We start from the raw sequence: 17,471 nt of genomic DNA on the forward strand, positions 1-17,471 counted from the left end.
GGTGATCGCCATGCTGAAACAGCGCGCCATGCGTCGATGAACGATTATTTTTTACCCTCGAAAAATCCCTGTTCTTTCAGTACGGACCGGAGAATGCCGAGGCGTATGGGTATCATATCCGCAGAATGCGGGCCTTCGACATTGAGCACAAAGAAATACGGATGTTTGTTTTCCTCTATCCAGCCAACCACCCAGCCAAGGGCGTTGCCGTTCTCGCGGAAACCCCACCCGGTTTTGTAGCTGAGCTGGTAATTGGCGTTGTTTTCCTGCAGCATCACTTTTTTAACAATATCCTGTGTACGTTTCTGGAAAGGGAGCTGACCGAAATACAGTCTTTTTGCCAGACCCATTTCCTCGTCGGGGGTCAGTTTCAGGGTGTTGTCGAGCCAGAAAGAATCGATACGCGCGCCAATTGTATGGTTACCGTATTTCAGGCTGTCCAGCCAGCGCTGCATGGTATCGCGGCCAATGCGCCTGGCCACTTCCTGGTAATAGGGAACGGCCGAGGCTTTGAAAGCTTCTTCCATCGTAAGATCCTTATTCCAGGATACGGCCGTGTCTCCATTGGGGAAACGGCGGACAACACCATCCCATCTGATCTGCATTTTCTCATCGGCGATACGGCCGGTTTCTATACCGATCAGGGAGTTCACGATCTTGAATGTGGATGCGGGCAGGTAAGCCGAATCCCTGAAACGGGATAGGTTGTACATCAGGAATTCGCCTGTGCCGTTGTTATACAATCCGAAGGTTCCCGTTACATGGTGCGCATCAAAATATTTCTTCAGCGAATCATCCGTCTTCACATTATTCGGCGAACAGGAAATAATGACAAGGCACACACTTATGATAACGGCTGCTACTGATACATTTTTTTTCATTCCTGTCCGGATTATTGGTTCTTGGTTACTGATTATGCATTCTTCAATACGCCCAGTTCCTTACCTGTTTTGGTAAAGGCGGCAATAGCTTTGTCCAGGTGTTCCTGTTCATGCGCTGCGCTCAGTTGCACGCGTATCCGGGCAAGCCCCTTGGGCACTACGGGGAAGAAGAAACCGATTACATATACGCCTTCGTCAAGCAGTTTTGCGGCAAAATTCTGTGCCACCACGGCATCGTAGAGCATAATGGGAACGATGGGATGATCGCCGGGTTTGATATCAAAACCCGCTTCGGTCATTTTGCTGCGGAAATAACTGGTATTGTACTCGAGTTTATCGCGCAGCTGGGTGGTCTCCGTCAGCATATCCAGCACCGCTATGGAAGCGCCCACGATACTGGGGGCCACCGTGTTGGAGAAAAGATAAGGGCGGCTTCGCTGCCGCAGTATTTCAATGATCTCCCTGCGCCCCGAGGTAAAGCCCCCGCTTGCGCCACCAAGGGCTTTGCCCAGGGTGCCTGTGATAATATCGATCCTGCCCATTACATTACGGTATTCGTGGGTACCGCGACCTGTTTTTCCTAGGAACCCGGAAGAATGGCATTCATCGATCATCACGATCGCGTCGTATTTATCGGCCAGATCGCAGATCTTATCGAGCTGCGCTATCGTTCCGTCCATGCTGAACGAGCCATCGGTAACGATGATGCGGCTTCTGCAGCCTGCCGCTTCTTTCAGTTTGACCTCCAGGTCGCCCATATTGTTGTGTTCGTAGCGAAAGCGCTGCGCCTTGCACAAACGCACCCCGTCGATGATGGAGGCGTGGTTGAGTGCGTCGGAAATGATGGCATCTTCTTCGCCAAACAAGGGTTCAAACACACCGCCGTTTGCATCAAACGCAGCGGCGTAGAGGATCGTGTCCTCTGTTCCGAGAAACTGCGCGATCTTTTGCTCGAGTTCTTTGTGAATATCCTGCGTACCGCAGATAAAACGCACACTGCTCATACCGTATCCATGCGTATCGATTGCCTTATGCGCGGCTTCGATGACCCTGGGATGAGAGGAAAGCCCGAGATAATTGTTCGCACAGAAATTCAGCACCTGTTTTCCGTTTACGGTGATTTCCGGTCCCTGTTCGCTGGTAATGATCCGCTCTTTCTTGAACAGTCCGGCTTTTTCTATTTCGGCCAGCTCTTCGCGAATGCGGGTAACAAATTTCTCATTCATGGATGCATGGTTTGGGAAGGCAAAGGTAATGGAATAAGTATGACCGGTTACCGAATTTCGGAGCTGCGGACCACGGGCTATGCCGTTACAAAACGGTAGCCTACGCCTTTGATGGTGATGATTTCGAGAGAGCCATCGTCTTTGAGGTAGCCGCGTATCTTGGTAATATACACATCCAGGTTACGGCTGTTGAAGAAGGAATCGTTGCCCCAGATATGATTGAGGAGGTCGCGGCGGTCGATAACGCTGTCGCGATTCTGGAAAAGGTATTTGAGCAGTTCACTCTCGCGGTAAGAAAGTTTTTTTTCTTCCCTGCCCGACGATAATACCTGTTTATTCAGGTGAAACTGGTATTTGCCAAGGGTTATCGTATCGCCTGTTAAAGCAACCGGTATTTCTTTTTTCACGCGCACTGCGTTCTCGATACGAACGATCAGTTCTTCCATGCTGAACGGCTTGCGTATGTAATCGTTGCCCCCGATACGGAAGCCATGCACCACATCGTCTGTCTGTGTTTTTGCCGTCAGGAAGATCAGGGGCACATCGTTGTTGAGCCGGCGTATCTCTTCCGCAATTTCAAAGCCGCTTTTGTTGGGCAGCATTACATCGAGCACACATATATCGGGTTGTTCGTCCTCGAAAGTGCGCACCACATCCGCGCCGTCGCTCTCCATGACCACTTCAAAACCCCGGGTTTCCAGGGTTTCTTTAACGATCTTTCCGAGAAACAATTCGTCCTCTACGTACAGCACTTTGATGCTCATGCAATTGGAAATTTCACTGTGAATGTGCTTCCTTTCCCCTCTTCGCCCGTTACCGAAATGGACCCTCCGTGTTTCTCCACCACATGGGCCACATAGCTCAGGCCCAGGCCGTAGCCCCTGGTATTATGGTGGTTGCCCGCGGGTACCCGGAAGAATTTATCAAACACCTTATCCCGGAAAGCGGCGGGTATGCCCATGCCCTTATCCGAAACCGATAATACAACCGTGTCGGTATCGCGCTTCAGTACCAGTTTGATCTCGGGGTTTCCGGGACTGTACTTTATGGCGTTGTCCAGCAGGTTATAGATCACACTGGTGATGTGCAGCCTGTCGGCATTGATGGTGAAATAGCTGCCCTGTATTTCCATATCCAGTTTTGCCTGGTGTTTCTCGAACTGGAGACGCATGGTATTGCGCACTTCCCTTACCAGCTCCTCCAGGTCAAAATGCTCCTTCTTCATTTCCAGTTCGCGGTTTTCGAAGAGCGAAAGTTTCAGCACTTTATCTACCAGCAAACCCAGTCTCTGCAGTTCAGCAGCTGAAATATCAAGGTATTCTTTTGTGCGTTCCGGATTGTGTATACCGCCGAAATTGCGCAATGCCTCCACAGCCACGCTCACCGTGGCGATCGGTGTTTTCAGTTCATGCGTGATATTGCTGATGAAATCGTCTTTCATTTCCGCAAGCCTTCGCTGCTGCGCCAGGTTGCGGTAGAGAAAAATAAAAGCAACGGATGTAAAGGCCACCAAAAAAACCGAAAACAGTATCTGCGGCGATACTTTTCGGGCAAGAAAAGAAGCCGGGTTTTCGAATTCTGCCTGGTACCATAAGGGTTTCATAAACCCGACCGATGCGGGCCTGGTACCAAATTGCCCCGCGGCCAGCGTGTCTTTGCGGTGCAGGGAATCATCTTTTCCCATATGAATGGTAAAGGAAAGCCGGATATTGTTTTTGCCGAGTTCTTTCCGGTATACAGAATCCACTTTGGCAACAGGAATGCTGTCGTCCAGTATTTTTCCATTTGTCAGGAACCGCACGAAGGCTTCGCCGGGCTGTTTCAGGTTTACGCGCAGGTCTCCGTTTATAAACCTTCTGTTGCCGCTGTCTTTACGCTGCGTCACCCATACGCGGCGGTCAACGGGAACAGGCGGTTTCAGGATCAGATTTTTGCCTGCACCCATCTTTTGCATAAAGACGTTGCGGAGCGAATCGGCGCTGGCACCTCCCCGCACGATGATGTTCACACCCATACGGGAAGACAGCTTGCGCATAACAGCAGAATCATCCATAGCAGATTTGCCATCGGGCATGATCTGTTTACGCAACGCCAGCTCCAGTTCTTTGGGTAATACACGGTTAACGGACATGCCTGCCCCACGGGGAAACAAGGTATCTGTTTTATCGTTCATAACAACCGCTATGCCACCTGCACTGTCTGGCTGCCTTGTACCTGCAGACTGGTTACGCATCTCTCCCGCCACTTCTTTCCTGAAATCGTTCATAAAACTGTGCACGAAAATATTCGGGCCTACGGTGGTGCGATAGTAGGGTGTATCTGCCCTGAATTTTTCGGCCTGCAGGTTAAACACCACATCGCGGAAAATATTGTTGGCTTCTTTTTTCAGTCCTTCCCTTTCTTCTTTATACAAACGGCTTACCCAATACGACTGGAATGCGACAATCAGCAGTATGGCTGCGATCATCAGCACGCGGGCCGTCTGTAGTTTGTTTTGAAGGAATGTTGTTTTCTTCATGAATCGATGAGTCAAATATACCCCGCGATGCGGGGCGCCCTGGTTTTTATTAACCTAAATTAACCTTTGTGCAAGAATGCTTAACACAGGGCTGGATAGTTTTGGCTCATCAAACCGACACAAATGAAACGAGTATTTATTATGGTGCTTGCCCTGCTTGGCGGTTCCGGGTTATATGCACAGATCAAGGAAGGGACCATCGTCTACGAACGCCGGATCAACATGCACCGTACGATACAGAATGAACAGATGAGGGCTATGATACCTGAGTTCCGCACCAGCAAACACATGCTGTTGTTCAGCGACAGTGTATCCGTCTACAAACTGGTTCCTGAAGACGAGGCGCCGGATCCCTTTGCAGGTGGGGGCGGCGGTGTCAGGATGATCATGCGCGGCGCGGCCGATGGCGGCGATCTGTACAAGAATTTCTCGCAGGCAAAATCGGTGCAGACTTCCGAACTGGCGGGCAAAAACTACCTGATCGTTGATTCTATACGTCAGCAGCCCTGGAAATTGTATCCGGAAACCAAACAGGTATTGGGTCATACCTGTCGTAAAGCGGTCAGAAAAATGCCGGCGCCGGTTGCCGCTATGCGCACCATCAGCATGGTCAACGGTGTACAGCGCGACTCCGGCAGCGCGCCCGCTGTACCGGCCGCACGCGAAGTGGAGGTTATTGCCTGGTATGCCGATAATATTATAACACCCGCAGGCCCCGAAGGTTATGGCCAATTACCGGGTGCTATTTTGCAGCTTGATTTTGACAACGGACAAAATGTAATTACCGCTGTTGAGATCAGGGAAAAAGTTGATCAGAAAGAATTAAAAGAACCCCGGAAAGGAAAAATTGTTACACAGGCAGCCTACCGGCAATTGATGCAGGATCTGATGAATACACAAATGCAGTCAATGCCCGGTGGTGGAATGAGAATGAGGTTTGGGAATTAGTTGAAACGTAATTCAATACTATCTGCCCGGTAGGAGCAGAACGCGATACCCAGCGAAAAAATACCGGCAATATTACCCGGTATCGCATCAATGCGCCGGGTGGGTCTTCTATAGACAACTACGAACAGGTTTATTTACCCCTACATCAGGAAATATGCGGTGGCCACACTTTCACCTGCATTAACGTCTATTTATTGCACAGATTCCTCCCATTTCCTCGGCCTGTTCCGGAAAAGCAGATATATATCAACAAATTATTATTAAAGCATTTATTTTTTAAAATTTTGTTATAAATTCTGTTAATTTAGGTGAATATTGATTTGAAATAGGTGTATACAAATTCCTGATCGGTTAATAAATGCTTACCCAACCCAATCAATTATGAAATCGGCTGCTTATATGTCGGAGAATTCATCATTGTGGAACATACCCTACGCGCGTCCCTATTTATATCCTCATACAGCCATACAGGCTTTCTTTTAACCAAAAATCAATCTTTCATGAAAAAACGACTGCTTGCTGCCAAACTTTTCATGTTTTTGGCATTGCTGATTACCTGCCGAACGGCATTGGCTCAGAACCGGCAGGTTTCGGGGATGGTAACTGATGCAAAGGGGCAGGGAATCCAGGGGGTTTCTGTTTCCGTGGTAGGCACCAGCATCAATTCTGTTTCCGATGCCGATGGAAAATTCACCATTACAGTAAGAAAACCGGCCGATCAGATTTTGATCTCGTACGTAGGGTTTATCTCGAAACGGATCACTGTTGGAACGCAAACCAACATATCGGCGGTATTACTGGAAGATGAAAGTCCGGCAACGGAAGTAGTAGTGACCGGTTATTCCGCACAACGAAAAAGAGATATCACCGGCGCTGTAACGGTAGTGAATGCCAAAACCCTTACCTCATTACCGGCGGCATCCGTAACACAAATGCTCCAGGGGCGCGCAGCCGGTGTAAGTGTAGGTAACGACAATTCACCGGGAGGAGGCACCATGGTGCGTATTCGGGGATTTGGCACCATTAACAATAACAGCCCCCTGTATATTATTGACGGGGTGCCTACGCAAGGTACACTGAACCAGATCAATCCCAACGATATTGAAAGCATGCAGATACTCAAGGACGCGTCTGCCGCTTCCATTTACGGAGCGAGAGCTGCTAACGGGGTAGTGATTATCACAACTAAAAAAGGAAAGGTAGGTGAATCGAATATCACATTCGATTATTATACCGGCTCGCAAAGACCCGGCAAAATGCTGAACCTGTTAAACACGAGTGAACTGGGCCAGTACCTGTACCTGGCAGATATTGGCGCAGGAAAAAATCCTTCAGTCACTTCACCCTCGGCTCAATACCGCTTTGGACCAAACGGTGAACAAACCATTGCCGATTATATTTACCCGAATGTTTTCGGAGCACTTCCTTCAAATTATACCTATACCAATGATATCGCAGATCCGGCATTGGGTAAAACTGCCTTTAATATTACTAAGGCAAACAAGGAAGGTACAGACTGGCAGCGTACTATTTTCAAGCCCGCCAGTATCTCCAATTACCAGATCGGCGCCACTGGCGGTTCAAAAACAGGCAGATATGCCATATCAGGCAATTATTTCAGGCAGAATGGTATTCTCCAGTACACAAAGTATAACCGCTATTCTGTGAGGGCGAACACTGAATTTACCAAGGGCAGGTTCACCTTCGGCGAGAACCTCACTTTTTCTTATGATGAAAGGCAGGGCATTGCCAACAATGACGAAAGCAACCCCATTATGTTTGCCATCCGGGTGCATCCGATCATTCCGGTGTTCGATATCACCGGTGGCCCACCCGCTCTTGGGGGTACCAATACATCTCCTTATAATGGGTTTGCCGGCAGCAGGGGCGTAAATCTGGGAAATGCACCGAATCCGCTGGCCAGGCTATACCGCGAAAAAGATAATATCACAAAGGGGTTGCATCTTTTTGGTAATGCTTTCCTGGAATTGCAGATAACCAAGAACCTCAAAGCGAGGACCAGTTTCGGTGCAGAGATCAATCAATACAACAGGTCTGAATATTTCCATCGTGATATTGAAGCAGCGGAACCAAGGAATTCCAACAGTTTAAATGTCAGGAATGACTATGACCGGTCACTGACCTGGTTCAATACGTTGAATTACAATCGGACGTTTGGCAATCATGCGGTTAACGTACTGGTTGGAACGGAAGCTGTTACCACCTATTCGGTCGGAACAGTTGCCAGCCGCAGTGGTTTTTCCTTTGATGACCTCGATTATCGTTACCTCGATGCAGGATCGGCCTCTGGTTTAAGCAACAGCGGCGGAGGTGCTACAAAAACCGCCCTATTCTCACAATTCGGCAAGATCAATTATGGTTATAAGAATATTTACCTCGCCGATTTCACCCTGCGCCGCGACGGATCTTCCCGTTTTTCCAAATCGAACCGCTATGGTGTTTTCCCGGCCTTCTCCGTAGGTGTACGTATGACGGAACTGGCTTTTATGAGGAAAGCAACTTTTCTTGATGAATTCAAGATACGGGGAGGCTGGGGTAAAACAGGCAACCAGCTAATCCCCAACGTGTATAATGCATACACCCTTTATCAGTCTGATCCTTCCAACAATGCTTACGATATTAACGGCACGGGTTCTTCCATCGTAGGCGGGTTCGACAACAGCCAGTTTGGAAATCCGAATGGCAAATGGGAGACCACCACTTCCACCAATATCGGGTTCGATTTGGTTACCATGAAAAATAAACTGGAAGTGGTATTTGACTGGTACAACCGTATTACATCGGATATGCTGACGCAGGTAGCGATTCCCAGAACAATGGGTACCGCCACTATTCCTTATACCAATATTGGTGAAATGCGGAACAGGGGATTTGATCTGGGTATCAATTACAGGAACAACAGCGGCAATTTCCGTTACCAGATAGGGCTGAACATTGGCCATTACAAAAATGAAGTGCTGAAATTGAACAACGATCCCAATGCAACGATCTTCGGATTTTCGACCCGTCTTCCCCCAATCTCTGCAACCCGAAGAGGATTACCGATCGCCAGCTTTTACGGATATATCGTGGATGGTGTTTTCAAAGACGCATCTGAAGCTGCCAAGGGAGCCAAATTCGGAACCTATACACGGGAAGGCACATTCAATTTCCGTGATGTGAACGGCGATGGTGTTATTACCGCTGCCGACAGAACGATCATCGGCAACCCGCATCCTGATTTCACGTACGGATTAAATATCAATATGGGATACAAAAGCTGGGATCTTACGCTTTTTGCCCAGGGCTCGCAGGGCAACCAGATATTTGATTACGTCAGGTACTGGACAGATTTTAATACGTTTCAGGGAAACCGTTCAAAAGACATCCTGTATAATTCATGGAAACAACCCGGAGATGTTGCCAAATTGCCACGTCTGAATTCCGGAGATGCCACCAGCCAGCAGGTATCTTCTTATTTCATTGAGGATGGCTCGTATATGCGCATAAAAAATATACAGCTTACTTATACCATTCCGGCGAATATCTTAAAGAAGGTACACCTGGGATCTGCCCAGATATATTTGCAGGGGCAGAACCTGTTTACTATTACAAAATACAGCGGCCTCGATCCTGATATCAACCTGAGAACATCCGGCAATAACAACCAGGATATTCACATGGGTATTGATGAAGGAGCGTATCCGGTGGCAAAATCATACCTGCTGGGTGTACGTCTCGGTCTTTAAATTATACAGATATAAATTCTATCTAAATGAAAAAGATATTCCTACTACTATTGGCAGCTGGGTCTCTGGCGGGGCTCCATTCCTGCTCAAAAAGCTTTTTCGATGTGCAGCCGCAAGGGCGTGCTTCTATCGAACAGTTGAGTAACAAAAACGGTGTATCCGCTTTGTTGATCGGCGCCTATTCTCTTCTGGACGGTGTTGGCGCAGGTAATACCGGTCGGCAGTCTACCATCTCCAATTATGTTTTCGGGGGCATCGCCAGCGATGATGCCGTAAAGGGAACTGATGCCGGCGACCAACCGGAGCAGTCTTTTATAGAGCAATACAACTGGCTTGCCGATAACTCTTATTTTCTTGGAAAATTCCAGCATTCCTATGATGGTGTGGCGCGTTGTAACGAAGTGATCCAGATCGTTAACAGCGCTGCAGTTGTTGATATGACTGCCGCCGAAAAAACGCAGGTAATTGCCGAAGCACGCTTCCTGAGAGGTCATTATCATTTTGAAGCAAAAAAAATGTGGAACATGGTTCCTTTCATAGATGAAAAAACCTATGACCGGAACGATCCGAATTCAACCAAGATTCCCAACACCGCGGATATCTGGAAGGATATTGAAGCCGATTTCGATTTTGCTGCCAAAAACCTTCCAGCCACCCAGGCTCAAAAAGGAAGGGCAACGCAATGGGCTGCTAAAGCCTATCTGGCAAAAGCCTATGTGTTCCAGAAAAAATGGGCAGCAGCCAAACCGTTGCTGGAAGATATCCTGACCAATTCAGGCAAGAAACTGGTTGCCAACTACCATGATAACTATCGTTCCGCCACAAACAACAATGTAGAATCCATATTTGAGGTTGAATTTTCGGTAAACGACGGCACCACGGGCAATAACGGCAATGCTGGCGATAACCTTAACTGGCCTTATTCTTCTACCGCTCCCGGCAGAGGATGCTGCGGCTTCTATCAGCCCTCGCAGAACCTCGTCAATGCTTTTAAAACAGATGCTTCAGGGTTGCCGCTGATAGGCGCAGCATCTGACGGATCGCTGGACACTTACAACAAAGTAGACCTGCCGAACGACCAGGGTATCGCAGCGAATGCTGCGTTCACATTGGACAAAACGATTCCTGTTGATCCGCGCCTCGACTGGACAGTAGGCCGCAGGGGTGTAAGTTTTCTTGACTGGGGGCCTATGCCAGGCGCCAGCTGGATCCGCGACCAGGCATATGCGGGGCCGTATACAGGGAAAAAATGGATGTACTACCTCGCTGAGGAAAACAGCTCCACCCACGCCACCTCCAAACGCAGTGTGAACAATAATTACCGGTTATTCAAAGTGTCGCATATCATTCTGTGGCTCGCCGAATGTGAAATGGAACTGGGCAATCTCACTGTTGCCGAAAATTACGTCAACCTGATCCGTAACCGCGCCAAAAACGGATCTGTGCAGGATGCCACGGTTACCTACAAAGTAGAACCCTATCCGGCAGGAACATTTCTTGCCAAAGGAACTGAGTTCGCCAGGAATGCGGTACACATGGAAACCAGGCTGGAATTCGCCATGGAAGGGCATCGCTTCTTCGATCTCGTTCGCTGGGGCGTTGCAGAAAAAGTATTGAATAAATATGCGCAGGAAGAATCCGTCCCGGGTACAGAGCCTTCCGGCAGAACGTTTAATAAACGAACCTATATGGCAGGCAAAGTATTTGCTGCAAAAAACAATTACTATCCGCTTCCACAGGACGAAATCCTGAATTCACAAAAGAACGGCAAACCTACTTTGGTGCAGAACCCGGGTTATTGACCGGTTACTGTTTAAAGACCGGTAAAACTATCCGGTCTTTGGCTGTTCTGCAGGTTTAGCTTTTTGGATAGAGAAGCGCTGGTACTTTAAAGGGTGCATCTTTGGATGCACCCTTTTTTTAGGAATGAATGATGACGATAGAAAAACGAAAACAGCCTTTACGTACTTTCACCGAACATTACTATGGGAAAAACACTAATTACAGGACTATTGCTGCTGGCGGTTTGCCTGCAGGTGCCTGCTCAGCCGGCGGTAAATAAAACCGAACTGCCCCACTTTACACTCCAGTTAACGAGTGGACATTTCGTCAGCTATAAAGATCTTCCACGAAAAAAAGACCTCATTCTTATTTATTTTGCCCCTAATTGCGACCATTGCCGCGAATTCATAAAAAGGTTAGTGGATAAAATAGACAATTTCAAACATGCACAGATAGTACTGATCTCCTATTTCCCCCTCGCCGATCTTCGAAAATTCGGTACGGAATTCGGACTTGACAGATTATCGAATGTGATGATCGGCACGGAAGGGAATTCTTTTCTGGTTCCGGCATTTTTTAAAATCGTAAACTTCCCTTTTACGGCTGTATATAATAAATCCGGGCGGTTGATACGCGTATTCCGCGAAGCACCGCCCTTGAATTTACTGGCAGATCTCTTAAAGAAATAATAAGCTCTTATTCAATCCAGCCGTTTTAACCCTACACCTTATAATACTGCTCCCATCCCTTTCGCGGAGGAAGGCCATGCAGCATTTCGTTGGCGGTTTTGTTGTTGGTGATGGTTTTTGTTTTGCGGTCGAACAAAAGCTTGGTGTTAAGATGCTGCGCCAGTACACCTAAACAGAACACCTGGCTCAACGGACCTGCAACAGCAAAAGGCGATCTTGTTTTCTCTTCACCCATACAGGCTTTCAGGAAGTTGGCATAGTGGTTAGACGGGCTCTTAGGCACTTCGGGAAGCCTGGATGCCATTTCTTTGGCTTTTTCTTCGGGGATGATCGATAATGTGGAACCATGCGAACCGCCTTTGAAAGTGAGTTCCTTGCTGTAAATGATCTTGCCCGGATTCAGTTTGGCAGACTGAAGGGTTCCGCTGCTGGGCGGCGGTATATTGGGATCAAGTCCCAGTACGCCATATCCTGCCGGGATCGGAGGAAGGTTGTTTACACCGTCGTACCAGGTGATATCGCAGGCCGGCATATGGTTGCGCTCGGGGAAGCGGAACAATATGGTAGATGAATGCGGGAAGAAGAAATCGTTATGACCTTCCGCCTTCAGCATATTGATCTCATAGGGCAATCCCAGCTCGAGGAATTCATGCGCCGTATCAATCAGGTGCGCGCCCCAGTCGCCCAAAGCACCCATTCCGAAATCGTACCAGCAACGCCACTGCCCGTTGATGTAATCATGGTTATAATCATGTACAGGCTGCACAACGCCATGCCATGTATCCCAGTCGAGTGTTGCCGGGATGGCTTCTTTGGCAGGAAGGCTCTTGATATTCGCATTCCATCCATGCCAGCGGCGTGCGTTGTTCATATGTGCGCTGATAGCCGTCACGTCTTTGATAATACCTGCTTCCTTCCATGCTTTGAACTGGAAGTAGTTCGCATCCGAATGACCCTGGTTGCCCATTTGGGTAGACAGCTTGGGGTATTTTTTTGCGGCCGCCATCATCAGTTCCACTTCATGGAATGTGCGAGCCATGGGCTTTTCAACATATACATGCTTGCCCAGTGCCAGCGCCATCATGGTAATGGCAAAATGAGAATGATCGGGCACGCCTATCGCAACAGCATCGATCTGGTTGCCCATTTTATCGAACATGGTGCGGAAATCCTGGAAACGAGGCACATCAGGGAATTTTTTCAATACGGCCTCGGTCTGCGGAGCGCCCATATCCGTATCGCAAAACGCCACGAATTCGGCAAGACCGGTCTTATCGAACGACATTACGTCCGAACCACCCTGGTTACCGATGCCGATACAGGCGAGTTTTACTTTTTGCCCTGCAAAGGGATTGATCAATGCAGGTGCGCCATAGGCTTTGGTAATCATGGATGGCACCGCTGATGCCGCGGATAACATAGCCGCATTTCTCAAAAATTTGCGGCGTGATTTCTGATCAGGTTTCATTAGCAATCGTATTTGGTATGATAAAGCTAATGTAGCGGAAATATGATGTGAACAGGAGAAGATATCGGTAAAGACAAGAGGGAAATTACGAAAACGATGTCGGAGATGAGCAGCGTATTTGCTCCGCAGATACGCTATTAGTCATCTTAGGTATCGTTGCAAAATCCGCTTTGCAGGTGGGCTGATGGCAGCATGAAAGGGACAAAGAATTGGCCATTGAACAGAGGTGTTTTTGCCACAGATGACACAGATTAGCACGGTTGATTTCTACATTGGTTGAGATCGGCGTGATCTGCAGCAGAGATCCCGCTATCCGCCGAAGGTGCGTATCATCACCCTCGGCGCCTCTGCGTTTGCTTTATTGATACGGAAGCTGAAGCTAAGCATGAAATACCTGTTAAGCACATTGAAACGGCTGTCTTCGATATAGTTCTGGTTGCCGCTGCTGCTGATACCGATATTCTGGTTCAGCAGGTCAAATGCGCTGAATTTGATCTCTCCGCGGTTATTCTTCAGGAAACTTTTTGCCAATGAAGCGTTCCAGTAGGCCGCTTTCGTATTGAATCCTGCCGATCTGCCGGTGTTGATGGTATAATTGAAGGTATTGTTCAGCACGATACCGGCGGGCAGGTAATTGGTCATATCCAGTCCGTATACCTGCTGCTGGTAATTGGTATTCAATACAGGCTGCAGTGTATATTTTATTTTGCTGAAATTTACCCTGGCAGTAGCCATGATATCCAGTTTGCCATCGAGCGAAAAGTTATAGCTCAGGTTAGGGCTGAAACTGAAATTGTTGATCTCATTCCTGTTGCCATTAACGAAACTGATATTGTGCAGCAGGTTGGATCCGATACCCGCATCCACCCGAGATTTTAGTTTCCTGATCGGAAATCCCGCATTTATATTCGAGAAGACCGTATAGTTGCCATTGACATTCACCGGCGAAGAAGACCGCGAACTGTTGGCATTGATCACATCCGAATTCACGATCGCATTATTGGTTTTGGTAAGCGCAACAAAAGCAAATACATTCCGCTGGGTATAGATATTCGTTGAGAAATAATTCAGACTTACCGAATGCTGGTAGCTGCGTTTCAGGTTGGGATTACCGGTATAGGTGTTCAATGGATCGCTTACATCCGCCACAGGCTGCAACTGGTAAGTGCTGGGCTGGTTCGTGGTGGTTGTATAGTTCACACTCAGCGAGCGCGTCTGGTTCATCCGGTATTGGATATTGGCGTTAGGTAACCAATCTGTAAATGTCTGTGCGATCCTGTTACCATTGGTATTATTGGTGCTGTATAAACTGGCAGATTGCAAAGCACTGCCGAATGTAAAGCTCATTTTTTTTCGGTTGGTGCGCAAACTGATGCTTCCGCCTGTATAGTTGTACCCGCTTTTGAAATCATTGCTGAGTTTTGCATTCGGTCTATCGTGTTTACCGGAACTGCCGTTGTAGTCGTAGGTATCCCGCTTGCTGTCACCCACGCTGGTATTGTAGAAAGCGCTGAACTCGAGCAGCGACCGTTTACCGAGGGGTTCCGTATAAATAATATTGCCGCCAAGACTGCGTGTAACCGCCTCACGGCTGTTGCGCTGGTTCTGTACAGAGTCCGGCAGGGGTATGCCTGCGTTGTAAAATGTGTTGCGTGTATACAACATACCGTTCTGCTTACTGTCGTTATAGGTAAGACTGAGATTGGATGAAATGGTTCTTCCCTTCCTGGCAAGCCGCTTACGGAACTGCGCATTACCGCCAAAATTGAACGCATCTGAATGCGAGCTGCTGCTGGTATTACCATCGCTCAGTTTCAATTCTTTTGCATCGACGGACTGGTAATCGCTGACAGATTTTGAATCGGATTGCTGAAAAGTGATCTGTGGAACAAATTTCAGTGAAGTAAGGCTGTCGAACCTATGGTCTAAGGTGACATTGAAACGTTGCTGGTCATTCTTTCTTGCAGAATTGCTGTTAGACTGATAGATAAAGTTATTGCCCGGCAACACATTTCTCCGGTTGGTGCTTCTGTCGGTGCGCAGGTCTACATCGCTCGCCATGGCACTCGCATTGAAATCGGTTTTTTTATTGTTCCAGAGATCGTTGAAATTAAGTCCGCCTGCGATCGTTGTGGCAACGCCCGGCTGCCCCGGTCCCTGTCCCGTAACCGGCAATCCCAGATCATCCTGTCCACCCGTTCTGATGGTAATCCCACCGCCGTTGCGCATGCCTCTTGCCAGTTCGCCCGTAAAGTTCATTACATCGCTTATCGAGAATCCCTGTTTGTTCGTGTTATTTGCCATCGCAATAAGCGAGGTTTGCTGATCGCCACGGAATTTATTAAGATTGGTCTGGCCATCATACCGCTCATTGGTACCGCCTCCAGCGGTGAGCCTCCCGAACAGGGCATTGTTCCGGTCCTTTTTCAGTTTCAGGTTGATTGCTTTTTCACTTTGGCCATCGTCTACCCCGGTAAATTCGGATCGGTCGCTTTTTTTATCAAATACCTGCACTTTGTCGACTGCATCGGCATCAAGGTTTTTGGTGGCCATACGCGCATCTCCGGTAAAGAATTCCCTCCCGTTCACCAGCACACGGTTAATACGCTGACCATTCATGCGTACGGCGCCATCGTTGTCTACCGTAACACCGGGCAGCTTCTTCAACAGGTCCTCGACTACCGCGTTGGGCTGTGTTTTAAAATTCTCCGTGTTAAATTCCACCGTATCGTTGTTGATCGTAACAGGTGCCCGCCTGGCGATAACGGTTACATCGCCCGAATGCACGATATCTGTCATGGTGATATTGCCCAGCGAGAGCTCCACTCCTTCTGTCAGTTCTATGGTCTTCCAGACAGGCACGTATCCCACATAAGATGCAGACAGCAGGTATTTACCTTCACTTATCGACGGTATTCTAAACCGGCCGGCAGAATCAGCGCGCGCAAAAGTGATCAGTGTGGAATCCTTTGCATTGACAACAGAAATAGTGGCGTATGACAGACCTCTCCGGGACAGGCTGTCGAAAACAACGCCTTTTACACTGGCGGGCGTTCTCTGTGCCTGTAGAAAAAAGGGTGCATTGATCAGTAAAAGCAGTGCAACGATCCGGTACATGGTTTGGTTTTTAGGCAATCGAAATTATACCGGTGTCACGCCGAAAGCGGTTAATGAACTTTGGGGAAAGGTTAATAAAGGTTAAAGAATGGGAGGGATTGGTGGATTGCGGATTACGGATCGGTCGTATTGCTCTGCGAAACTCCGCCCCTTCTGCGTCTCCGCGGCGAAACAGAACTTACTCCCAAACAAAAGCCCCGCAGTTGCGGGGCTTTTGTAAAATAATTTGACTGACTACTCCTTGATATCCAGCAGTTCCACCTCGAACACAAGCAGTGAACCGGGCTGGATAATTCCGGGAGGAGGGTTGTCGCCATAACCCAGGTCTGCCGGAATCCAAATCCTCCATTTACTGCCTACGGTCATTTGGGTGATCGCCTGCTGCCAGCCAACGATCACGCGTTTGAGCGGGAACGTAGCAGCACCGCCATGATCCTCCGAAGCATCGAATTTTTCGCCGCTGAGCAATGTGCCTTTGTAATTGCATTTTACGGTGCTGTCCAGGGTCGGTTTCAGGTCACTGGTTCCTTTTTGCAAAACCTCGTACTGAATACCGCTTGGCAATGTTGTCACACCGGCGCGTTTGCCATTGGTGGCAAGAAATGCCTCGGCTTCTTTACGATTGACAGCGGCTTTGGCCGCGTTGGCCGCATTGGCTTTTTCCGATTCCGCATTTTTTGCCTCGCCCAGCTTCTGCTGCAAAACACCCAAACAGGCGCCGATGGCAGCATCATCCAATGCCGGTTTTTTCTTCTGCTGCATATCGGCAAGGGCTTTGTGCAAAAGCGCAATATTGATATTGCCCAAACCGTCTCTCTCAAAATTTCGGTAAAGACTTACGCCGATGGCATAACTGGCGCTGTCGATATTATTTTTGAATACAGTAGTAGCGGGTTTTGCCGCCGCTGATTTGGCAGCCGCAGGCTTTGTTGCCGTTGCCGGTTTCTTTGTTTGCGCACCGGCGGCTATTACCGCGGTACAAAGACCTATTGACAGGATCGTCTTTTTCATGAAAGTATTTATTTGAGGGGCCAAAGAAACGATATTTTGAGGTTGAGGAATCTAAAATAGGGTTAAAATCGGTGCGCCTGTT

Annotated in this window: 11 protein-coding genes; 4 read left to right on the plus strand and 7 right to left on the minus strand. The window is 48.3% G+C overall.

Annotated elements, in window-relative coordinates:
* Positions 1 to 44 precede the first annotated feature (44 nt).
* From GWC94_RS13335 to GWC94_RS13350, 4 genes are all read right to left on the minus strand, one after another.
* Positions 45 to 881 (minus strand): class D beta-lactamase, encoded by an 837-nt coding sequence (locus GWC94_RS13335; protein ID WP_161835508.1) that lies wholly within the window; start codon positions 879 to 881, stop codon positions 45 to 47.
* A 32-nt stretch (positions 882 to 913) separates the two neighbouring features.
* Positions 914 to 2,107, minus strand: coding sequence for a glycine C-acetyltransferase (gene kbl, locus GWC94_RS13340; RefSeq protein ID WP_161835509.1), 1,194 nt, complete (start codon positions 2,105 to 2,107; stop codon positions 914 to 916).
* Between the two features lie 77 nt (positions 2,108 to 2,184).
* The gene (locus GWC94_RS13345; RefSeq protein WP_161835510.1) at positions 2,185 to 2,871 is read right to left on the minus strand and encodes a response regulator transcription factor; all 687 of its coding nucleotides are present in this window, start codon (positions 2,869 to 2,871) and stop codon (positions 2,185 to 2,187) included.
* Entirely contained in the window at positions 2,868 to 4,625 is a 1,758-nt protein-coding gene (locus tag GWC94_RS13350) for a sensor histidine kinase (protein WP_161835511.1), read from the minus strand. Before GWC94_RS13350 ends, GWC94_RS13345 begins: the two co-directional genes overlap by 4 nt.
* 123 nt (positions 4,626 to 4,748) lie before the next feature.
* Here GWC94_RS13350 and GWC94_RS13355 point away from each other — a divergent pair, with 123 nt between their 5' ends.
* The 4 genes from GWC94_RS13355 to GWC94_RS13370 all read left to right on the plus strand — a co-directional run bounded on the left by GWC94_RS13355 (position 4,749) and on the right by GWC94_RS13370 (position 11,793).
* Positions 4,749 to 5,573 (plus strand): GLPGLI family protein, encoded by an 825-nt coding sequence (locus GWC94_RS13355; protein ID WP_161835512.1) that lies wholly within the window; start codon positions 4,749 to 4,751, stop codon positions 5,571 to 5,573.
* 500 nt (positions 5,574 to 6,073) lie between these two features.
* On the plus strand, positions 6,074 to 9,322 hold the full coding sequence (locus GWC94_RS13360) for a SusC/RagA family TonB-linked outer membrane protein (RefSeq protein ID WP_202628760.1): 3,249 nt from the start codon (positions 6,074 to 6,076) through the stop codon (positions 9,320 to 9,322).
* Positions 9,323 to 9,426: 104 nt separating this feature from the next.
* Positions 9,427 to 11,124: a RagB/SusD family nutrient uptake outer membrane protein gene (locus GWC94_RS13365; protein ID WP_202628762.1), complete on the plus strand. Its 1,698-nt coding sequence runs from the start codon at positions 9,427 to 9,429 to the stop codon at positions 11,122 to 11,124.
* 183 nt (positions 11,125 to 11,307) lie between these two features.
* On the plus strand, positions 11,308 to 11,793 hold the full coding sequence (locus GWC94_RS13370) for a peroxiredoxin family protein (protein ID WP_161835514.1): 486 nt from the start codon (positions 11,308 to 11,310) through the stop codon (positions 11,791 to 11,793).
* A gap of 31 nt (positions 11,794 to 11,824) precedes the next feature.
* On the opposite strand, the gene GWC94_RS13375 is transcribed toward GWC94_RS13370, so the two are convergent.
* From GWC94_RS13375 to GWC94_RS13385, 3 genes are all read right to left on the minus strand, one after another.
* Complete coding sequence (locus GWC94_RS13375) at positions 11,825 to 13,213, minus strand: Gfo/Idh/MocA family oxidoreductase (protein WP_235918534.1); 1,389 nt, start codon at positions 13,211 to 13,213, stop codon at positions 11,825 to 11,827.
* A 357-nt stretch (positions 13,214 to 13,570) separates the two neighbouring features.
* Positions 13,571 to 16,378 (minus strand): outer membrane beta-barrel protein, encoded by a 2,808-nt coding sequence (locus GWC94_RS13380; protein ID WP_161835516.1) that lies wholly within the window; start codon positions 16,376 to 16,378, stop codon positions 13,571 to 13,573.
* Between the two features lie 234 nt (positions 16,379 to 16,612).
* Positions 16,613 to 17,389, minus strand: a complete 777-nt coding sequence (locus tag GWC94_RS13385; protein WP_161835517.1) for an FKBP-type peptidyl-prolyl cis-trans isomerase — start codon at positions 17,387 to 17,389, stop codon at positions 16,613 to 16,615.
* Between the last annotated feature and the right edge of the window lie 82 nt (positions 17,390 to 17,471).

It is taken from the genome of Sediminibacterium soli, assembly GCF_009939225.1.
In the GTDB taxonomy this organism is placed as follows: Bacteria; Bacteroidota; Bacteroidia; order Chitinophagales; family Chitinophagaceae; genus Sediminibacterium; species Sediminibacterium soli.

What these genes read in the sequence shown, in the direction of transcription:
- GWC94_RS13375 (WP_235918534.1), bottom strand. Translation starts at nt 13,213, where the DNA reads ATGTTATCCGCGGCATCAGCGGTGCCATCCATGATTACCAAAGCCTAT.
- GWC94_RS13350 (WP_161835511.1), bottom strand. Translation starts at nt 4,625, where the DNA reads ATGAAGAAAACAACATTCCTTCAAAACAAACTACAGACGGCCCGCGTG.
- GWC94_RS13370 (WP_161835514.1), top strand. Translation starts at nt 11,308, where the DNA reads ATGGGAAAAACACTAATTACAGGACTATTGCTGCTGGCGGTTTGCCTG.
- GWC94_RS13360 (WP_202628760.1), top strand. Translation starts at nt 6,074, where the DNA reads ATGAAAAAACGACTGCTTGCTGCCAAACTTTTCATGTTTTTGGCATTG.
- kbl (WP_161835509.1), bottom strand. Translation starts at nt 2,107, where the DNA reads ATGAATGAGAAATTTGTTACCCGCATTCGCGAAGAGCTGGCCGAAATA.
- GWC94_RS13380 (WP_161835516.1), bottom strand. Translation starts at nt 16,378, where the DNA reads ATGTACCGGATCGTTGCACTGCTTTTACTGATCAATGCACCCTTTTTT.
- GWC94_RS13385 (WP_161835517.1), bottom strand. Translation starts at nt 17,389, where the DNA reads ATGAAAAAGACGATCCTGTCAATAGGTCTTTGTACCGCGGTAATAGCC.
- GWC94_RS13345 (WP_161835510.1), bottom strand. Translation starts at nt 2,871, where the DNA reads ATGAGCATCAAAGTGCTGTACGTAGAGGACGAATTGTTTCTCGGAAAG.
- GWC94_RS13355 (WP_161835512.1), top strand. Translation starts at nt 4,749, where the DNA reads ATGAAACGAGTATTTATTATGGTGCTTGCCCTGCTTGGCGGTTCCGGG.
- GWC94_RS13335 (WP_161835508.1), bottom strand. Translation starts at nt 881, where the DNA reads ATGAAAAAAAATGTATCAGTAGCAGCCGTTATCATAAGTGTGTGCCTT.